17 protein-coding genes are annotated in these 16,745 nt (G+C 67.8%); 9 read left to right on the forward strand and 8 right to left on the reverse strand.

Annotated elements, in window-relative coordinates:
- Window positions 1-5: 5 nt before the first annotated feature.
- Window positions 6-1,148 (reverse strand): aminotransferase class V-fold PLP-dependent enzyme, encoded by a 1,143-nt coding sequence (locus ACK8OR_RS06200; RefSeq protein WP_410188549.1) that lies wholly within the window; start codon window positions 1,146-1,148, stop codon window positions 6-8.
- A 169-nt stretch (window positions 1,149-1,317) separates the two neighbouring features.
- Here ACK8OR_RS06200 and ACK8OR_RS06205 point away from each other — a divergent pair, with 169 nt between their 5' ends.
- Window positions 1,318-1,683, forward strand: a complete 366-nt coding sequence (locus ACK8OR_RS06205) for a cupin domain-containing protein (RefSeq protein WP_410188550.1) — start codon at window positions 1,318-1,320, stop codon at window positions 1,681-1,683.
- Window positions 1,684-1,690: 7 nt separating this feature from the next.
- On the opposite strand, the gene ACK8OR_RS06210 is transcribed toward ACK8OR_RS06205, so the two are convergent.
- Both ACK8OR_RS06210 and ACK8OR_RS06215 read right to left on the reverse strand, forming a co-directional pair.
- A complete protein-coding gene (locus ACK8OR_RS06210) occupies window positions 1,691-2,140 on the reverse strand; it encodes an Lrp/AsnC family transcriptional regulator (protein WP_410188551.1) in 450 nt (149 codons plus the stop codon).
- A 73-nt stretch (window positions 2,141-2,213) separates the two neighbouring features.
- Window positions 2,214-2,669, reverse strand: a complete 456-nt coding sequence (locus tag ACK8OR_RS06215; protein WP_410188552.1) for an Lrp/AsnC family transcriptional regulator — start codon at window positions 2,667-2,669, stop codon at window positions 2,214-2,216.
- Between the two features lie 133 nt (window positions 2,670-2,802).
- Between ACK8OR_RS06215 and ilvC the strand changes: the two genes are divergently transcribed.
- Window positions 2,803-3,825 carry a ketol-acid reductoisomerase gene (ilvC, locus tag ACK8OR_RS06220; protein ID WP_410188553.1) on the forward strand — a complete coding sequence of 341 codons (1,023 nt, stop codon included), beginning with the start codon at window positions 2,803-2,805 and terminating at the stop codon, window positions 3,823-3,825.
- 59 nt (window positions 3,826-3,884) lie between these two features.
- Here the strand turns inward: ilvC and ACK8OR_RS06225 are convergent, their stop codons facing one another.
- Complete coding sequence (locus ACK8OR_RS06225) at window positions 3,885-4,052, reverse strand: hypothetical protein (RefSeq protein WP_298434049.1); 168 nt, start codon at window positions 4,050-4,052, stop codon at window positions 3,885-3,887.
- A 72-nt stretch (window positions 4,053-4,124) separates the two neighbouring features.
- Window positions 4,125-4,793, reverse strand: coding sequence for a helix-turn-helix domain-containing protein (locus ACK8OR_RS06230; protein WP_410188554.1), 669 nt, complete (start codon window positions 4,791-4,793; stop codon window positions 4,125-4,127).
- Between the two features lie 73 nt (window positions 4,794-4,866).
- Between ACK8OR_RS06230 and ACK8OR_RS06235 the strand changes: the two genes are divergently transcribed.
- From ACK8OR_RS06235 to ACK8OR_RS06250, 4 genes are read left to right on the forward strand one after another with little or no spacing between them, the layout of a single operon-like run.
- Window positions 4,867-5,172 carry an NIPSNAP family protein gene (locus ACK8OR_RS06235; RefSeq protein ID WP_410188555.1) on the forward strand — a complete coding sequence of 102 codons (306 nt, stop codon included), beginning with the start codon at window positions 4,867-4,869 and terminating at the stop codon, window positions 5,170-5,172.
- Window positions 5,148-5,516, forward strand: coding sequence for an antibiotic biosynthesis monooxygenase family protein (locus ACK8OR_RS06240; protein ID WP_410188556.1), 369 nt, complete (start codon window positions 5,148-5,150; stop codon window positions 5,514-5,516). The genes ACK8OR_RS06235 and ACK8OR_RS06240 overlap by 25 nt, the downstream gene beginning before the upstream one ends.
- Window positions 5,517-5,526: 10 nt before the next feature.
- A complete protein-coding gene (locus ACK8OR_RS06245; protein WP_410188557.1) occupies window positions 5,527-6,438 on the forward strand; it encodes a DMT family transporter in 912 nt (303 codons plus the stop codon).
- 49 nt (window positions 6,439-6,487) lie between these two features.
- A complete protein-coding gene (locus tag ACK8OR_RS06250) occupies window positions 6,488-7,936 on the forward strand; it encodes a TrkH family potassium uptake protein (RefSeq protein ID WP_410188558.1) in 1,449 nt (482 codons plus the stop codon).
- 228 nt (window positions 7,937-8,164) lie between these two features.
- Here ACK8OR_RS06250 and ACK8OR_RS06255 read toward each other — a convergent pair whose 3' ends face one another.
- The gene (locus ACK8OR_RS06255) at window positions 8,165-9,916 is read right to left on the reverse strand and encodes a serine protease (protein ID WP_410188559.1); all 1,752 of its coding nucleotides are present in this window, start codon (window positions 9,914-9,916) and stop codon (window positions 8,165-8,167) included.
- Window positions 9,917-10,073: 157 nt separating this feature from the next.
- Between ACK8OR_RS06255 and ACK8OR_RS06260 the strand changes: the two genes are divergently transcribed.
- Entirely contained in the window at window positions 10,074-11,012 is a 939-nt protein-coding gene (locus tag ACK8OR_RS06260; protein ID WP_410188560.1) for a glycine--tRNA ligase subunit alpha, read from the forward strand.
- A 167-nt stretch (window positions 11,013-11,179) separates the two neighbouring features.
- On the opposite strand, the gene ACK8OR_RS06265 is transcribed toward ACK8OR_RS06260, so the two are convergent.
- Both ACK8OR_RS06265 and ACK8OR_RS06270 read right to left on the reverse strand, forming a co-directional pair.
- Window positions 11,180-12,811 (reverse strand): AAA family ATPase, encoded by a 1,632-nt coding sequence (locus ACK8OR_RS06265; RefSeq protein ID WP_410188561.1) that lies wholly within the window; start codon window positions 12,809-12,811, stop codon window positions 11,180-11,182.
- Window positions 12,812-13,191: 380 nt separating this feature from the next.
- Complete coding sequence (locus ACK8OR_RS06270) at window positions 13,192-13,881, reverse strand: nitroreductase family protein (protein ID WP_410188562.1); 690 nt, start codon at window positions 13,879-13,881, stop codon at window positions 13,192-13,194.
- A 131-nt stretch (window positions 13,882-14,012) separates the two neighbouring features.
- Here ACK8OR_RS06270 and ACK8OR_RS06275 point away from each other — a divergent pair, with 131 nt between their 5' ends.
- Together ACK8OR_RS06275 and glyS are read left to right on the forward strand one after the other, a co-directional pair.
- Entirely contained in the window at window positions 14,013-14,552 is a 540-nt protein-coding gene (locus ACK8OR_RS06275) for a DUF6446 family protein (RefSeq protein ID WP_410188563.1), read from the forward strand.
- Window position 14,553: 1 nt separating this feature from the next.
- On the forward strand, window positions 14,554-16,674 hold the full coding sequence (glyS, locus tag ACK8OR_RS06280; RefSeq protein ID WP_410188564.1) for a glycine--tRNA ligase subunit beta: 2,121 nt from the start codon (window positions 14,554-14,556) through the stop codon (window positions 16,672-16,674).
- Window positions 16,675-16,745 lie beyond the last annotated feature (71 nt).

Consider the following 16,745-nt stretch of genomic DNA (forward strand, 5'->3'; position numbering starts at 1 on the left):
TGGCCTCAAGCCGCGCGTTCGGCCGCCAGCACGTCGTCGAGCACCACCCGCAACCGCTCGGCCGTGCCGTCGACGTCGCGCAGCTTGTCCAACCCGAAAAGCCCCAGACGGAACGTCGCGAAATCGTCCGGCTCGTCCACCGCCAGCGGCACGCCGGCCGCGATCTGCATCCCTCGCTCGGCGAAGGCCTTCCCCGTCTGGATCGCCGGCGACGGTGCATAGGCCACGACGACGCCCGGCGCCTCGAACCCCTCGGCCGCGATGGATCGTAGCCCCCGCTCGGCCAGCATCGCGCGAACCTTGCGGCCCAGCGAGAATTGCGCGTCCCGTGCCGTGTCGAACCCGAAGGCCCGCGTCTCGGCCAGCGCGTCGCGAAACACCCGCAGCCCGTCGGTCGGCATCGTCGCGTGGTAGGCGTGGCCGCCACCCAGATAGGCGTCCATGATCGACAGCCATTTCTTCAGGTCGATCGCGAAGCTGTCCGATGCACTGGCCTCGATCCGCGTCCGCGCCCGGTCCGACAACATGGCGAGCCCAGCGCAGGGCTGCGCGCTCCAACCCTTCTGGGGCGCCGAGATCAGCACGTCGACGCCGGTCGCGCCCATGTCGACCCAGGCGCAGCCCGATGCGATGCAGTCGAGCACCATCAGCCCGCCGACCTCATGCGCGGCTGCGGCGATCTCTGCGATGTAGTCGTCGGGCAGGATGACGCCCGCGCTCGTCTCGACATGCGGCGCGAAGACCACGTCGGGCTTCGTCTCGCGGATGCGCGCGGCGACCTCGGCGGCGGGCGGCGGCGCGAAGGGCGCGCGGCTGTCGTTGCCGGTCTGGCGGGCCTTCATGACCTCGTGGCCCTCGGTAAAGGCGCCCGCCTCCATGATCTGGGACCAGCGGTAGGAGAACCAGCCGTTGCGCACCACGAGCGCCCGCGCGCCCTGGCCCAGCTGGCGTGCGACGGCCTCCATCGCGAAGGTGCCGCCGCCGGGCACGATGGCCACGTGATCCGCGCCGTAGACCTCCTTCAGCCCGGCATCGAGATCGCGCATCACCTCCTGGAAGGCCGCCGACATGTGGTTCAGCGAGCGGTCGGTGAACACGACCGAGAACTCCTCCAGTCCCGTCGGGTCCACCGTGTCGAGCATTGCCATCGTCGATCCTCCCCTGGCTGCGCCCGCTTTTTCCATGGGGCCGCGCGCTTGGCAAAGCCTATCTCGGCATACGACGCGGCGGGCGCACGGTCGCGCGCCCCGTGACCGATGGGCGCCAAGGCCCTAGGCTTCGGCCAGGCGCCGATCCCGGCGCGACGGGGGGACGCGCATGATCTACCACCATCTTTACAGCGATGCGGATGGCGAGAGCCGATGGCGCGACGTGACCGTCGATCTTCAGGAGCGCAGCTTCGCCCCGCCCGCGCGCGCCATCGAGATCTCCGCGCCCCGCGATGCCCGCCGCAGCCTCTTCCTGCGTCTGCGGGCCGGCTGGAACGAACCGATCCACCCCACCCCGGTCCGCCAGATGCTCGTCCCGACCGCCGGCCGCATCCGCGTCACGGCCAGCGACGGCGAAGCGCGCGAGATCGCGCCCGGCCGGATCTGGCTGATGGAGGATCGCAGCGGCAAGGGCCACCACACCGAGGTGATCGGCGAGGAGGATTTTCTCTGCGTGATCGTCCAGTACGACTGATGCGGGCTCAGATCGGACCGGCCAGCCGCTCCTCGCTCAAAAGGACGTTCGCCTCGACCTCGCCCACGCCGGGCAGTGCCATCACGCGCCGCCGCAGCACCCGCTCGAAATCCGCCAGGTCGCGCGCCGTGACCCGCAGCCGGTAGTCATATCGGCCCAGCACGTGATCGACCCGCCGCACCTCGGGGATCGCGCTGACGGCGCGCTCGAAATCCTCGAGGCTGACCCGCCCCTTCGTGGCCAACTTGACCCCGAGGAAGACCGTCACCCCGAAGCCCAGGGTCTCGAGATCGAGATCGAGGACGCGCCCGCGGAGCACACCCGCCTCGCGCAGACGCCGCATCCGCCGCCACGCCGCCGGCTGCGACAGCCCGACGGCCCGGCCGACGGCCCCGGCCGACAACGTCGCGTTGCCCTGCAGGACGCGCAGGATCGCCCGATCCAGATCGTCGATCACCGCGCCGCCTCCTCTGGCCGGAAATACCTCGGGGGGGCGAGGGGGGCGGCGCCCCCCCGCTGCGACATCCGCCTCACAGCGGCAGGCTCTGGTCGGTCTTGACCGTCGCCACATGCATCAGCGCCTCGATCTCGGCGATGTGCGGCAGGGTCAGGATACGGTCGCGATAGATCGACTGCCAGTGCCCCATGTCGCGAGCAATGGCCGTCAGGCGCGCGTCGACGCGGCCGAGGAAGGTCTGGACCTCCGTCACCTCCGGCACCTCGCGCGCGGCTTCGAGAAAGGCCTCGAAGGCGCGCGGGCGGGACTTCTCGAGCTGGATGCGCAGCGACACCTCGACCGTGTAGCCCAGCGCCGCCCAGTCGATGACCGCATGCACGCCCCGCACGACCCCCGTCTCGCGCAGCTTCTCGATCCGCCGCGCGGCCCGCGCGCCCGTGATCCCGAGCCGGGCGGACAGGTCCGCCGCGCTCATCTCCGGATCCGCGAGCCAGAGCCGCAGCAGCCGGCGGTCGATATCGTCGAGCATGGATTATCCGTTCAGCACCGTTTCGGTGAATGGATAGTGCGATCGGAGTGAGGATTCCACCCATATCCCTTCTCGCATACAGCGATCCGAGCGCATATCGACGGCTCAGGATTTCAACCGGAGGGATAACCCGATGCGCGTTTACTATGACCGCGACTGCGACGTGAACCTGATCAAGGATATGAAGGTGGCCATTCTCGGCTACGGCAGCCAGGGCCATGCCCATGCGCTGAACCTGCGGGACTCGGGCGCCAAGAACCTCGTCGTGGCGCTCCGCGACGGCTCACCGTCCAAGGCCAAGGCCGAGGGCGAGGGCCTCAAGGTCATGGAGATCGCCGAGGCCGCCGCCTGGGCCGATCTGATCATGTTCACCATGCCCGACGAGCTGCAGGCCGAGACCTACAAGCGCTACGTCCACGACAACATCCGCGAAGGCGCCGCGATTGCCTTTGCCCACGGCCTCAACGTCCATTTCGGCCTGATCGAGCCGAAGGCCGGCGTCGATGTCGTCATGATGGCTCCCAAGGGCCCCGGCCACACGGTCCGTGGCGAATACGTCAAGGGCGGCGGCGTGCCCTGCCTCGTAGCGGTCGACAACGATGCCTCCGGTCGTGCCCTCGAGATCGGGCTCAGCTACTGCTCGGCCATCGGCGGCGGGCGCTCGGGCATCATCGAGACCAATTTCCGCGAGGAGTGCGAGACCGACCTCTTCGGTGAACAAGCCGTGCTCTGCGGCGGCCTGGTCGAGCTGATCCGCATGGGCTTCGAGACGCTGGTCGAGGCCGGTTATGCCCCCGAGATGGCCTATTTTGAATGCCTGCACGAGGTGAAGCTGATCGTGGACCTGATCTACGAAGGCGGCATTGCCAACATGAACTACTCGATCTCGAACACGGCCGAGTATGGCGAGTATGTCTCGGGTCCGCGCGTCCTGCCCTACGACGAGACGAAGGCGCGGATGAAGGCGATCCTGACCGACATCCAGACCGGCAAGTTCGTGCGCGACTTCATGGGTGAGAACCAGGTCGGCCAGCCATTCTTCAAGGGCACGCGCCGGATGAACGATGCCCACCAGATCGAGGAGGTCGGCGCCAAGCTGCGCGAGATGATGCCGTGGATCTCGGACGGCAAGATGGTCGACAAGGCCCGCAACTGATCGGCCTCACGACGTGAACGCGGCGGGCGCGGGGGACATCCTCCGCGCCCGTTTCGCGTTCAGACGTCGGCGGGCTTGCCGTGGCTGTCCTTGTCGGCGGCCAGCGTGGATTTGCGCGCCTTGTCGTCATCCATGCGCTTGTGGATCTTCTCTTGGCTCATGAAGGCGAAGACGACGACGCCGAGCAGCGTCATGAAGGCAAGGGCGGGCAGCAGGAAATCGACCATGTTGGGACCTCTGGGTTCGGGTTGCAGGCGTATCGTGTCGAAACGCGCCGCCCGAAGCGGGGGTTCCGCCGGTCAGCCGGGCGGAAAGGTCGCATCGAAGGCGCGCGCGCCCGGCGGCGTGAAGCGGATGGCGCGACTGGCGGGATCGCGCCGCACCCAATGCCGCGCCTCCATCGCCGCGAGGATCGCACGCCCGAGCCGCCCCGAGAGATGCGAGCGCCGCTCGGACCAGTCGAGGCAATCGCGGCAAAGCGGCGCACGCCCCGGAAGACCCGTCGGGTCCACCTCCAGCGGTGCGAGGGCGCGGCCCATCGCCGCCGTCGCGACGGGTCCTTCGGCCAGCGCGCCCGACCGCATCAACGCGTCGTACATCTGGACGCCGCGCCGTCCCGCGAGGTGGTTGTAGCAGACCCGCGCCTCGCGCAGGTCGGCGTCGCGCGGACCGGGCCGCACACGCGAGGTCCGGGGTGCGGCGAAGGTCATCAGTCCTTCCAGCAGGGCCGCGACCTCGGGCCCGGCCAGCCGCAGATAGGCATGGCGCCCCTGTCGCGCCCGCGCCAGAAGGCCGCCCGCCTCGAGCTTGGCGAGGTGACTGCTCGCGGTCTGGGGCATGATGCCCGCCGTCTCCGACAGCTCCCGCGCGGTCAGGGCGCGCCCGTCCATCAGCGCGGCCAGCATCGCCGCGCGGGCGGGGTCGCCGATCAGTGCGGCGGTTCGGGCGATGTCGGGGCCGTTTCTCATGGTTCGACCATGACCGAACCATGCACCGCCGTCGAGCCGCTAGCCTCGTGATAGCACACGCCACGGAGGCCCTATGCTCACCTGCATCATCCGCTACGAGATCGACCCCGCCAAGCGCGACCACTTCGCGCGCTACGCCCGCAACTGGGGAACCGCCATTCCCCGCTGCGGCGCGGACCTGACCGGCTATTTCACCCCACATGAAGGCTCCAGCACGCTGGCCTACGGGATCTACGACATCGAAAGCCTCGCCGCCTACGAGGCCTATCGCGCCCGTCTTGCCGACGACCCGCTGGGCCGGGAGAACTACGCCTTCGCGCGGGCCGAGGGGTTTCTGCGCTCCGAAAGCCGGACATGGCTGAAGCGGGTGGACCGGTGATCGCGGTCATCTTCGAGGTCCGGCCCGCGGATGCGGAGGCCTATCTCAACCACGCCGCGCGGCTGCGCCCGCTCCTCGACGGCCATCCGGGATTCGTATCGGTCGAGCGGTTCCGCAGCCTCGCCGATCCCGGCCGCTACGTCTCGCTGTCGTTCTTCGAGAGCGAGGCGAGCGTCCGCGCGTGGCGCACCCGCCCCGAGCATCGCGCGACGCAGGCGGCGGGCCGTGCGGGCCTTCTGCCGGACTACCGGCTCAGGATCGCGGAGGTCGCGCGGGACTACGGCCTGCATGACCGCGCGGCCTGTCCGCTGGATTCGCTGGCGGTCCACGGCGCGCCGCGCTAGCTCCCCGCGAATGTCCACGACCAACACCGCTCCCGTCACCCGTCCGACGCTCGACAACTGGATCTCCATCGTCTCGCTCGGGGTGATCTGGGGCGGGACGTTCATGATCGTGGCGATCGCACTGCGCGGCTACGGCCCGGTGACCGTGGCCGCGGCACGTGTCGCGCTCGGCGGGCTCGCGCTGGTCGGGCTGGCGCTGGCCTCGGGGCGACCGTTTCCGCGTCTCGACGGGCTGCTCGTGGCCTTCCTCCTCGGCCTTGGCCTTCTCAACGCGGCCCTGCCGTTCCTCCTGCTGGCTTGGGGGCAACAGCACGTGCCCTCGGCCTTCGCGGGGCTCAGCATGGCGGTGCTGCCGCTCTTCCTGCTGCCGCTCGCCCATGTCTTCGTGCCCGGAGACCAGCTCACGCCCCGCCGGAGCGCGGGCTTCGGCATGGGGCTGATCGGCGCGATCGTCCTGCTCGGGCCGGGCGTGCTGGCCGCGGGCGAGGGCGATCTCGCGGCACTCGGTCGGCTCGCCTGCATCGCGGCGACACTCTGCTACGCGGTCTCGTCGATCATGACGCGGCGCTGCCCGCCGATGGACGCGATCTGGCTTTCGGCGGCTATCCTCGTGGTGGCGGCCCTCGGGCTCGTGCCCGCGATGCTCTGGTTCGAGGGCGTCCCCGGCCCCGCCACACCCGGTCAGATGGGCGCGATTGTGGCCCTGGGGCTGGTGCCGACGGCGCTGGCGGGCCTCCTCCGGGTGCGGATCATCCGGACCGCCGGGCCGGGCTTCATGACGCTGGTGAACTACCAGGTGCCAGTCTGGTCGATCGTGTTCGGCGTCACGCTGCTGGGCGAGGACCTGCCCGGTCGCTTCTACGTGGCACTGGCGCTGATCGCGGGCGGCCTCTTCGTCAGCCAGTCGGGGCGCAAGGCCTGACGCCGCGCGCGCCGTTGACAGGCGCGGCCGGGCGACGGACACCAAGGCAATGCTGGACATTCGCCCCGTCGGATACGTGATCGGACTGCTCTTGTTGATCCTCGGGGGTGCCATGGCGCTGCCGCTCGGGGTCGACCTCGCGGCAGGCAACGGCGAATGGGCACCCTTCGCCGAGAGCATGATCCTGACGATGCTTGCGGGGATGTGCCTCGCGCTGGCCTGCTCGAACGCCGTCCGCGACCGGCTGAGCCTGCAGCAGACCTTCATGCTGACGACCGGCGTCTGGCTGGCCCTGCCGGTCTTCGCGGCCCTGCCCTTCATGCTGGGCGCCACCGAGAGCAGCTATACGGACGCCTTCTTCGAGGCGATGTCGGGCCTCACGACGACCGGCTCGACGGTGCTGAGCGGCCTCGACACGCTGCCGCCCGGCCTTCTTCTCTGGCGGGCGCTCCTGCAATGGTTCGGCGGGATCGGCGTGATCGTCATGGCGATGGTGTTCCTGCCCGAGCTGCGCGTCGGCGGGATGCAGATCTTCCGCACCGAGGCCTTCGACACGATGGGCAAGGTCCTGCCCCGCGCCGCCGAGATCAGCTCGAGCATCGGCGTCATCTATATCGGCATCACCATCGCCTGCGCGATGTCCTACGGGGCCGCGGGCATGGACGCGTTCGACGCGGTGACCCACGCCATGACGACCGTCTCGACCGGCGGGTTCGCCAACTACGACGCGAGCTTCGGGGCCTTCCAGGGGCTAATCGAATACATCGCGGTCGGCTTCATGATCGTCGCCGCCCTGCCCTTCGTCCTCTACATCCAGGCGCTTGCGGGCAACGGCCTGGCGCTTTGGACCGATCCGCAGGTGCGTGGCTTCGTCGGCGCGCTCGCGGCGGCGGCGGCGATCGTGGTGACGGTCCTGACGCTGGGATCGTCCTACCCGCTGGAACGGGCCTTCCGCGAGGCGCTCTTCAACGTCACCTCGATCATGACCGGCACGGGCTATGCCAGCACCGACTACATGCTCTGGGGCGGGTTCCTCATCACGGTCTTCTTCTTCATCGGCCTGATAGGCGGCTGCGCCGGCTCGACCTCCTGCTCGGTCAAGGTGTTCCGCTACCAGATCCTCTTCGCGGCTGTGAAATCCCAAATCCGCCGCATCCACTCGCCCCACGGGATCTTCCGGCCGCGCTATGACGGGCGCACCGTGTCCGACGACGTGCTGTCCTCGGTGATGTCCTTCTTCGTGCTCTTCGTGGTCACGCTGGGCGTGTTCGCGGTGGCCCTCGCCATGACGGGGCTCGACTTCGTCACCGCCGTCTCGGGCGCGGCGACGGCCGTCGCGAATGTCGGGCCGGGACTTGGCGACACGATCGGGCCGTCGGGCAATTTCGCGCCGTTGAACGACACGGCGAAATGGCTTCTCTCGGCGGCCATGCTGATCGGCCGTCTGGAGCTGATGGCGGTCTACGTGCTCTTCACCCGGCGGTTCTGGCTGGCCTGACGGCGGGCGCGGAGGGACGCGTCGTCGCCGCGGGCGGGGGTCGGAAAGGCCCAGCGCCCAACCCCGGACCAGTTCGCAACGCGCCCGAACCTGCTGAGCTCCGCCCGTTCGCACCTCGATCGCTCCACTGGAGCGATCGCCGGGCTGCGCCCGGGCCGGCTGGGCTCCGCCCGTTCGCACCTCGGTGGCCCCACCGGGGCCCCCGCCGACCTTCGCCCGGGCCGGTGCTCACTCCCAGCAGCTCACCAGGACGGTCATGCCGGTGGCGCGGACGGTCAGGTCTTCGGGGGCCAGCGGGGTCGAGAGGTCCGAGGTCTCGGGGGCCACGCCCGCCGCCGCCAGGACATCCGCCAGCCGACGTGCCTTGACGGCGAAGGCCACGTCGCCCGGCAGCGCGCGGTCGCCGTCCCCGGCATCCGGCAGCAGCATCCCCGCGACCCGGCCCGCGCCGTCCAGCACGGGGCCGCCCGCATCGCCGTCCCGCGCCACGAGCGACAGCCGCACGCGATCTTCCGCGCCGTCGAGACCGCGCACATCCTCGAGCGTCCCGAAACTCAGCGTCGCCGCGCCCAGCACGCCGCCATAGGGGAACCCGCCGACGGAAACCGGCGAGCGGAGCCGCCCCTCCTCGGGGGCCAGTCGCGCGATCTCGACCGGCGCCAGCCGCGCCAGGGGGCGCAGGATCGCCACCGGCCCGTCCACCGCCGCGATCTCGACCTCGTGCATCCGGTCGAGCGTCACGCGCTCGCATCCCGCGACCGTGTCGGAGGCGGTGACGACCGTCCCCTGCCCGTCCACGAAGAACCCCGAAGCCGAGCGCAGCGGCCGCCGCACCTCGAGCCCGGAGACCATGTCGAAGCTCTGCTCGGAGGCCTCGAACCCGGCATCGACCGCGAGCGGCGTACCGATCGAGGTCAGCGTGCGCTCCATCTCGGGCAGCGCGCGCGTGGCGAGGTCCCCCTGCGCGGGCGGCCAAGACAGGATGTAGCCCATGATGTGCCCGTCCTCGAGCTTGGCGAAGACCTGCGTCGCGCGGTCGGCGGCCAGCCCCGAAATCCGGAAGCTCTCGCGCGATTTCGACCGCTCGCCCTCGGGCGGGACGATGTCGAGCGTCTGCAGGATCTCGTAGAGCCCGGCCAGTGTCGCGCGGTCGCCGGGCTGCGAGATCAGCGACAGCCGCACGCCGCTGTCGTCGCGGGGAAGGTAATGCACGAAGGGCGCCTCGATCCGGTCGAAGGACACGAGCCCCATCGGCGCGGTCATCGACAGGCCCGCCGAGGCCAGCCGGACGGGCGCAAGCCCCAGCTCCGACTGCGCTTCGGCATATTGTTCGAGCAGCGTCGCGCGCTGGCGCGTGGTCAGGACGCCGGTGACCTCGACGCCGTTCTCGGTCTGCCAGGCGGCCATCGAGTTGCGGGTGCCGCGTCCGTAGCTGCCGTCGATGGCGGCGGTGTAGAAACCGAACCATTGCAGCGCACGCTGCAGGTCCATCTTCTCGTCCCGCGTCAGCAGGGACTCCGAGCGCTGCGCCTCGCGCCGCGTCTCCTCGGGCTCGACCAGCGGGGCCGGCGGCACGATGGCATCCGCGTTGTCCGAGGCCGCCCTATCCTCCGTGTCTGGCTCTTCCGGGACGTCCGGGGTGGTCCCCACGACCGCGCCCGCGCCCACCGGCCAGTAGCGGTCGCGATAGGTCTCGCCCTCGACGACGTAGCTGTCGCGCGGGATCAGCCCGTCGCGCCGCAGCCGCGACAGCGTCGCGCGGGCCCCCGCCGCGTCGTAGGGCCCCAGCGCGATGCCGTACCACCCGCCCCGCAACCCGAAGCCGTTCACGTTGGGAAGGATGCCGCCATAGGCCCGCACCCGCTCCTGCGCGACGGTCAGCGACGGGTGCGCCTCGATCTGCACGTAGACGTCCTGCGCCCGCGCGCCGGTCGTCCAGAGGGCCATAACCATCAGTGCCGTCGCCAGAATCGCGCGCATCGCCAAACCTCACCAGAAGTGTCCGGCCATCTTCCTTCCCGATCGCGACGCGATTGCAAAGGGCACCGATGGTCACATCGCCCCGTGCACCCCGCGTTGACCCACCGAGTGTTGCCCACTAGACGCGGTGCCGACCCCCGAGACAGGCCCCCGCTCCATGACCGACGCCCCCGAAACGGCCCCGCCCCGTTCCTTCCAGGAGATCATCCTGAGGCTCCAGACCTACTGGGCGACACAGGGCTGCGCGATCCTCCAGCCCTACGACATGGAGGTCGGCGCCGGCACGTTCCACCCGGCGACCACGCTGCGCGCGCTGGGCCCGAACCCGTGGACGGCGGCCTACGTCCAGCCCTCGCGGCGGCCGACCGACGGGCGCTACGGCGAGAACCCCAACCGGCTGCAGCACTACTACCAGTATCAGGTCCTCATCAAACCCAGCCCGCCCGATCTGCAGGATCTCTATCTCGGATCGCTCCGCGCCATCGGCATCGACTTCGACCTCCACGACATCCGCTTCGTCGAGGACGACTGGGAGAGCCCGACGCTCGGCGCATGGGGCCTCGGGTGGGAGGTCTGGTGCGACGGCATGGAGGTCAGCCAGTTCACCTATTTCCAGCAGGTCGGCGGCCATGACTGCCACCCCGTGTCCGGAGAGCTGACCTACGGGCTGGAGCGGCTGGCGATGTACGTGCTGGGCTGCGATCACGTGATGGACATGCCGTTCAACGACCCGGACGCGACGATCCCGATGACCTATGGCCACGTCTTCCGACAGACCGAGGAGGAATACGCCCGCTGGAACTTCGACGTGGCCGACACCGCCGTCCTGTTGAAGCAGTTCGAGGAAGCCGAGGCCCATTGTCACGAGATCCTGTCGCGCGACGCTGACGACCCCAAGACCGGCCGCCGCATCGTCATGGCCCACCCCGCCTACGATCAGTGCATCAAGGCCAGCCACATCTTCAACCTCCTCGACGCCCGCGGCGTGATCTCGGTCACCGAGCGGCAAGCCTATATCGGCCGCGTGCGGACACTGGCGAAGGCGTGTGCGGACGCGTTCGTGCAGACGCGGGCCGGAGGGTGGGTGGCGGGGTAAGGGGGCTTCCCCTCGTTTGAATCCCTTATTGGCGACAAGCGGCCCAAGAGCTGCCGTCGAAGCGATACCGGGAATGCAGCGGCGCGACCCGTCGAACAGGACTTTCGCTGCGCATGCGTCCTGCAGGTGCCGTCGGAGGTCAGGTGTGCGAAAAGAACGGACTCGAGCTACCGAGGCTCGATAACTGGAAGAACGCTCTTCACAGCGTTTGCTATGCCGCTTGAGCCATTTGCCGCAAGAACTCTGATAACCCACGATTCAAAGTTTTCCCTTCTGGTCCCCTTCAAAACTGACGCCAAGGTTGCGGTGATCCCTCTTTTATTGTCGTAATAGCGCAGAAGTGCCGCCAGGTCTTTCTGCTGTATGGCGGCCCTAATTTCTCGTGTTCGAGCTTCTACGATCCCAGAAATATCCAGATTTTCAGTGCGAATACTGTATTCCCGAATTAGTTCCTCACTTGATGCTGAGCCTGAGAAATCGAGCTGCTTCAGCATGCGATCAACGCGCCTTTGGCAATGACGGGTGACCACCTTATCGATCTTTTCATCACTATCGAGTAAGCCGATTATTTCGTCGGAGATGTCATCGAGCTTTCTTTGCAAATCCGCCCCAGTAAAGCCATCAGACTCGGCAATCGCAGAGCAAACGACTGGAAGAGCTATAAGGTTCTCGACCTCCGATACAGGGATTATCTTGATTCCCAAGCCTTCAAAATAAGTTACATCCTCAACGCTGTAATCATCGCCGTCCACGATACCGGAACATGTTACCCTGGTCAGACTCGCATTGGCCCGCATTGAAACTACTGAATGGATTACTTCGGAGCAAGAAGATTTTGGAACAACTGTCCATTCTGGATAGCATGCGCGGTATATTGCGTAGTCAAGGCTATCATGTGTGCCCTCCACAAAGAGGATGGGGCGCCTACTGCCCAGAATGAGTGTGACCAGTTCCTCTGGAAAGCCGGTGTTCTCCGGAATCTCTTCAATCACCCAGTGGGGCTGAGGTGAAAAATCTCGAATGACATATTTCTTCGCGGATCGCGCTGCCGCAAAATCAAGGTCGTGAGTAATATATATAAATCCACAATCCCTTCGAGTGGCTTCTATTTCGTCCCATAGCTTCGCCATTATCGAGCGATGAACGTGAAGCTCTGGTTCATCGACTATCAAGACCGTTCCCTCCGCTGCAACCAGTGCTTGCCCTATCATGTAAAAAATGGCCCTCTCCCCATCACTCATCTCTGAGGCAGGGTATGTTTCACCAACGCCACCGGCTGAAACTGTGATGTTATCCCCGGAGATGTGAAGTTGACGATGAGGAAGAAGTCGGTTCCAGATTTTAAGAAGCTTGTCAAACTTGGTGATCTCAAAGCTGTCTTCACTGTGATCTGCGCCCGGCTTATGCCGACGATAGGCTTTCAACGAAGTGTTGGATTGATCGGCAAAAAGTGCTTGAATGAGATAATCAAAATCATTTAAGAGATGGGTCGCGCTTTTATTGCCCCATCTTCTAAGACGTCTATTCCTGACGTCAGCATCTCGTCTCGCGTTGCCAGTGTCTCCAAACCGCAATCCGGAAAGCGCTTGCCTTTCGCTGATTTTTTGAACCTCAGGGTTCATCGAGAGTGCGCGATGTGCAGATACCCGGTGTGCAGCATCGTTCAGGTTATTCTCGATGTGGACGGCAAGACGAGTTTTTCCGCCACCGTTCGCGCCGACGAAAATGACAGTCTGGCCCGGATCGATCTCTACTGCGAGAGATTCACTCGGGGTGGGGATAGAAAAATTGAAGGTCATAATGCTCTGCGATCTGCTAATCTCTGGCGATGCTATCGAGGGCTTGGAGCCCTCACAATGGGCGCTTTTCGGCCTTTTGTACCGGAGCACCGCTGTTTGACGATGCCATTGGCGCGACGAGCCAATCCAGCGTCAACCGGAAGCACGAGATCGTCTTTTACTGGTCGTCCGCGAACATGCAGATCGTGCGGCGATTCACTTCCGCCGTGCGCGTCTCGGGGTCCGCTACCAGCTCGAAGCCGCCTTGCGGCGGTGCAGCGCCAGGCCCGAGTTTGGCGTGGTCTGAATGTCTGCTTCCTACCTGGCAGCTTGGATGGCTCATTCCTGCGGCGAATGTCCGCTCCCCGCCGTCAGTGCTCAACACAAGCCAACACCCCTCCTCACTCCCGAAACACCGCGATCTCGCCCAGTCCCTTCTTCACCTTCGCCGCCGCCGGCACCGCGGCGCCCTCGGCGGGGTGCCCGGCCACGAGGATCATCACGGCCTTCTCGTTGTCCGGGCGGGCCAGGAGCTCGCGCAGGAAGCCCATCGGGTTGGGCGTGTGGGTCAGGGTCGCCAGCCCCGCGGTGTGGAGCGCGGCGATGAGGAAGCCGCTCGCGATGCCGACGCTTTCGGGAACGTAGTAGTGCTTGACGCGGCTGCCGTCGGCCCGCGTCCCCCAGCGCTGGGCGAAGATCACGATCAGCCAGGCCGCGTCGGTCAGGTGCGCCTTCTCGGCGTCGGTCCCCAGGGGCCCCAGCGCGTCGAGCCATTCCTGCGACGCGCCGCCCTCGTAGAACTTGCGCTCCTCGGCCTCGGCGGCCTCGCGGATGCGGGCCTTGAGGTCGCCTGCGGAAATCGCCTCGAAATGCCACGGCTGCTGGTTTGCGCCCGAGGGGGCGGTGCCGGCGGCGGCGATGCAGGCCTCGATCACCGCGCGGGGCACGGGCCGGGGGTCGAAGTCGCGCACCGTGCGGCGCGTCGCCAGCCCGTCGCGGAACGCCTGCGCCGCGGCCAGCATCTCGGCCTCGTCGCGCGCGCCCGGCCCTTCCAGCGGCGTCGCCTCGTATGTCGTCGTCCCGGCCGTCATCGCATCACCTCCGTCATCGCCCCCGATCCATGCACCGATCCGCCCCGAGGGGCCAGACCGCGCCGCCCCAGTCTTGTCCCCGCCCGGCGCGCGCGCTACCCCCGCGCCGACCCCATCCTTCGGAGACCGTCTTGGGCAAGTTCGCCGTCATCGCCATCCTTCTGGCCGCGCTGGGTGCCGGCGCGGGGCTCTGGTTCGCCCAGACCCGCGGCTATTACGCGCCGGTCGAGGGGCCGGTGACGCTGACGCTGTTCGCCGAGGACGGGCTGACGACGCTGCCCGCGAGCGGGGTCGAGGCCATCGCCTCGAAATCCTCGCCGCTGGGTTTCCGGGCCTGTTTCACCACCGATCTGGACCTCGCCGCGCTGGGGGACGAGATCGCCGCGACTCCGCATCCGGGCGCCGCGCCGACCATCGCGCCACCCTGGTTCGACTGCTTCGAGGCGGCGGCGATCGGCGCGCTCCTGAGCTCGGGCCAGGCCCGCGCCTTCCTCGCGTATCAGGACGTGGCCTTCGGCGTGGACCGGATCGTGGCGTTGGCCGCCGACGGGCGCGGCTGGGCGTGGCACGAACTCAACGATTGCGGGCGGAAGGCCTATGACGGCACCGCCGTCGGCCGCGCCTGCCCCGCGCGCGAGACCTTCGTGCCGCTCATCGAAGGAAGTCTCTGACATGTCCGACCTGCTGATCGAGCTCTTCTCGGAAGAGATCCCCGCCCGCATGCAGCGGCGCGCCGCCGCCGACCTGCAACGGCTGGTGACCGACGGTCTGGTCGAGGCCGGGCTGACCTATGCGGGGGCCGTGGCGCACGCGACGCCACGGCGCCTCGCCCTCTCCGTGCACGGCCTGACGGACGAGAGCCCGACCACCACCGAGGAGCGGCGCGGCCCGAAGGTCAGCGCGCCCGACACGGCGATCGACGGCTTCCTGCGCGGCGCGGGCGTGGCGCGCGAGGATCTCGAGGTTCGCGCCGACAAGAAGGGCGAGGTCTACATCGCCCGGATCACGACCCCCGGCCGACCCGCCGCCGCCATCGTGGCCGAGGTGCTGGAGCGGACGATCCGCGACTTCCCCTGGCCCAAGTCGATGCGCTGGGGCAACGGCACGCTGCGCTGGGTGCGCCCGCTGCGGCGTATCCTCTGCCTCCTGACGCGCGAGGACGGCTCGGAGATCGTGCCGCTCAAGGTGGACGGCATCGCCTCGGGCAACGTCACCGAGGGCCACCGCTTCATGGCCCCCGGCCCGATCACCGTCAGCTCCTTCGACGATTACGAGGCGAAGCTCGCACGGGCGCATGTCGTCCTCTCCTCCGAGACCCGCGCCGACACGATCTGGCAGGACGCGTCCAACCAGGCCTTCGCCGCCGGGCTCGAGGTGGTCGAGGATGCGGGTCTTCTGGCCGAGGTCGCGGGCCTCGTGGAATGGCCGGTCGTCCTGATGGGCCGGATCGGGGACGCCTTCCTCGACCTGCCGCCCGAGGTCCTCCAGACCTCCATGCGCGAGCACCAGAAGTTCTTCTCGGTCCGCGACAAGACCGGCCGGATCACCCATTTCATCACCGTCGCCAACCGCGCGACCGCCGACGACGGCGCCACGATCCTCGCGGGCAACGACCGCGTGTTGTCGGCCCGCCTGGCGGATGCGGTGTTCTTCTGGGAGAACGACTTGCGCGTGGCGAAGGCGGGCGGCGAGGACTGGGCCGCGCCGTGGCTCGCGAAGCTGGCCGACGTGACCTTCCACGCCAAGCTCGGATCGCAGGCCGAACGCATCGACCGCATCGCGGCGCTGGCCCGCGAGATCGCGCCCTCCGTCGGGGCCGATCCTGACCGCGCCGAGCGCGCCGCACGGCTGGCGAAGGCGGACCTGTCGTCTGAGATGGTCTACGAGTTCCCCGAACTTCAGGGCCTCATGGGCCGCTACTACGCCGAAGCCGCAGGCGAGCCCGCCGAGGTCGCGGCGACCGCCGAAGAGCACTATTCGCCGCTTGGCCCGTCCGACGACGTGCCGACCGCGCCGGTGAGCGTCGCCGTTGCGCTGGCCGACAAGCTCGACACGCTGGCCGGGTTCTGGGCGATCGACGAACGGCCCACGGGGTCGAAGGACCCGTATGCGTTACGGCGAGCGGGTTTGGGTGTCATTCGGTTGATCTTAGACAATCGTTTGCAATTTCCTCTCGACCCCGTTTTCAAGACAGCATTCGCTGCCAATGGGCATTCCGCAACGTGGGCAGGAGCGGACGGCGAACCCGATGCCGCAATTGCCGCCCCGCTGCTGCTGGAGGAATTCCTCCATGACCGCCTCAAGCAGCACCTCAAATCCGAGGGCATCCGCCATGACGTCATCGACGCCTGCCTCACGGGCGAGCGGACCGACGACCTGACCGACCTCGTGGCCCGGGCGCGTGCGTTGAACGCCATGATCCAGACCGAGGACGGCGCGAACCTGTTGCAGGGTTACAAGCGGGCCAAGAACATCCTCGACCAGGCGCAGGCGCAGGACGGCGTCGAGTACAGCTATGGCGGCGATGCCAAGCTGGCCGAGACCGACGAGGAGCGCGCGCTCTTCGCTGCGCTGGCCGAGGCGCGCCCGAGGATCGACGCGGCCATGGCGTCCGAGGATTACACCGCCGCGATGTCCGCGCTGGCGTGCCTCCGCGCGCCCATCGACGCCTTCTTCGAGGCGGTGCAGGTCAACGCCGAAAACCAGATCACGCGGCGCAACCGCCTGAACCTCTTGTCGGAGATCGTGACCATGGGGACCAAGATCGCCGATCTGTCGCGCATCGAGGGCTGAGTGGCGCGCCGGACCCGCCCGGGACCGGACCGCCTGGCCCTCGCCATGCAGCTTCGCAACACCGCGCGGGT

Source organism: Jannaschia halovivens, from assembly GCF_046452375.1.
In the GTDB taxonomy this organism is placed as follows: domain Bacteria; phylum Pseudomonadota; class Alphaproteobacteria; order Rhodobacterales; family Rhodobacteraceae; genus Jannaschia; species Jannaschia halovivens.

Coding starts and splice junctions, on each gene's coding strand:
- ACK8OR_RS06260 (WP_410188560.1), top strand. CDS start 10,074: ATGACCGACGCCCCCGAAACGGCCCCGCCCCGTTCCTTCCAGGAGATC.
- glyS (WP_410188564.1), top strand. CDS start 14,554: ATGTCCGACCTGCTGATCGAGCTCTTCTCGGAAGAGATCCCCGCCCGC.
- ACK8OR_RS06255 (WP_410188559.1), bottom strand. CDS start 9,916: ATGCGCGCGATTCTGGCGACGGCACTGATGGTTATGGCCCTCTGGACG.
- ACK8OR_RS06230 (WP_410188554.1), bottom strand. CDS start 4,793: ATGAGAAACGGCCCCGACATCGCCCGAACCGCCGCACTGATCGGCGAC.
- ACK8OR_RS06225 (WP_298434049.1), bottom strand. CDS start 4,052: ATGGTCGATTTCCTGCTGCCCGCCCTTGCCTTCATGACGCTGCTCGGC.
- ACK8OR_RS06205 (WP_410188550.1), top strand. CDS start 1,318: ATGATCTACCACCATCTTTACAGCGATGCGGATGGCGAGAGCCGATGG.
- ACK8OR_RS06265 (WP_410188561.1), bottom strand. CDS start 12,811: ATGACCTTCAATTTTTCTATCCCCACCCCGAGTGAATCTCTCGCAGTA.
- ACK8OR_RS06250 (WP_410188558.1), top strand. CDS start 6,488: ATGCTGGACATTCGCCCCGTCGGATACGTGATCGGACTGCTCTTGTTG.
- ACK8OR_RS06240 (WP_410188556.1), top strand. CDS start 5,148: ATGGCTGAAGCGGGTGGACCGGTGATCGCGGTCATCTTCGAGGTCCGG.
- ACK8OR_RS06200 (WP_410188549.1), bottom strand. CDS start 1,148: ATGGCAATGCTCGACACGGTGGACCCGACGGGACTGGAGGAGTTCTCG.
- ACK8OR_RS06215 (WP_410188552.1), bottom strand. CDS start 2,669: ATGCTCGACGATATCGACCGCCGGCTGCTGCGGCTCTGGCTCGCGGAT.
- ACK8OR_RS06235 (WP_410188555.1), top strand. CDS start 4,867: ATGCTCACCTGCATCATCCGCTACGAGATCGACCCCGCCAAGCGCGAC.
- ACK8OR_RS06270 (WP_410188562.1), bottom strand. CDS start 13,881: ATGACGGCCGGGACGACGACATACGAGGCGACGCCGCTGGAAGGGCCG.
- ilvC (WP_410188553.1), top strand. CDS start 2,803: ATGCGCGTTTACTATGACCGCGACTGCGACGTGAACCTGATCAAGGAT.
- ACK8OR_RS06245 (WP_410188557.1), top strand. CDS start 5,527: ATGTCCACGACCAACACCGCTCCCGTCACCCGTCCGACGCTCGACAAC.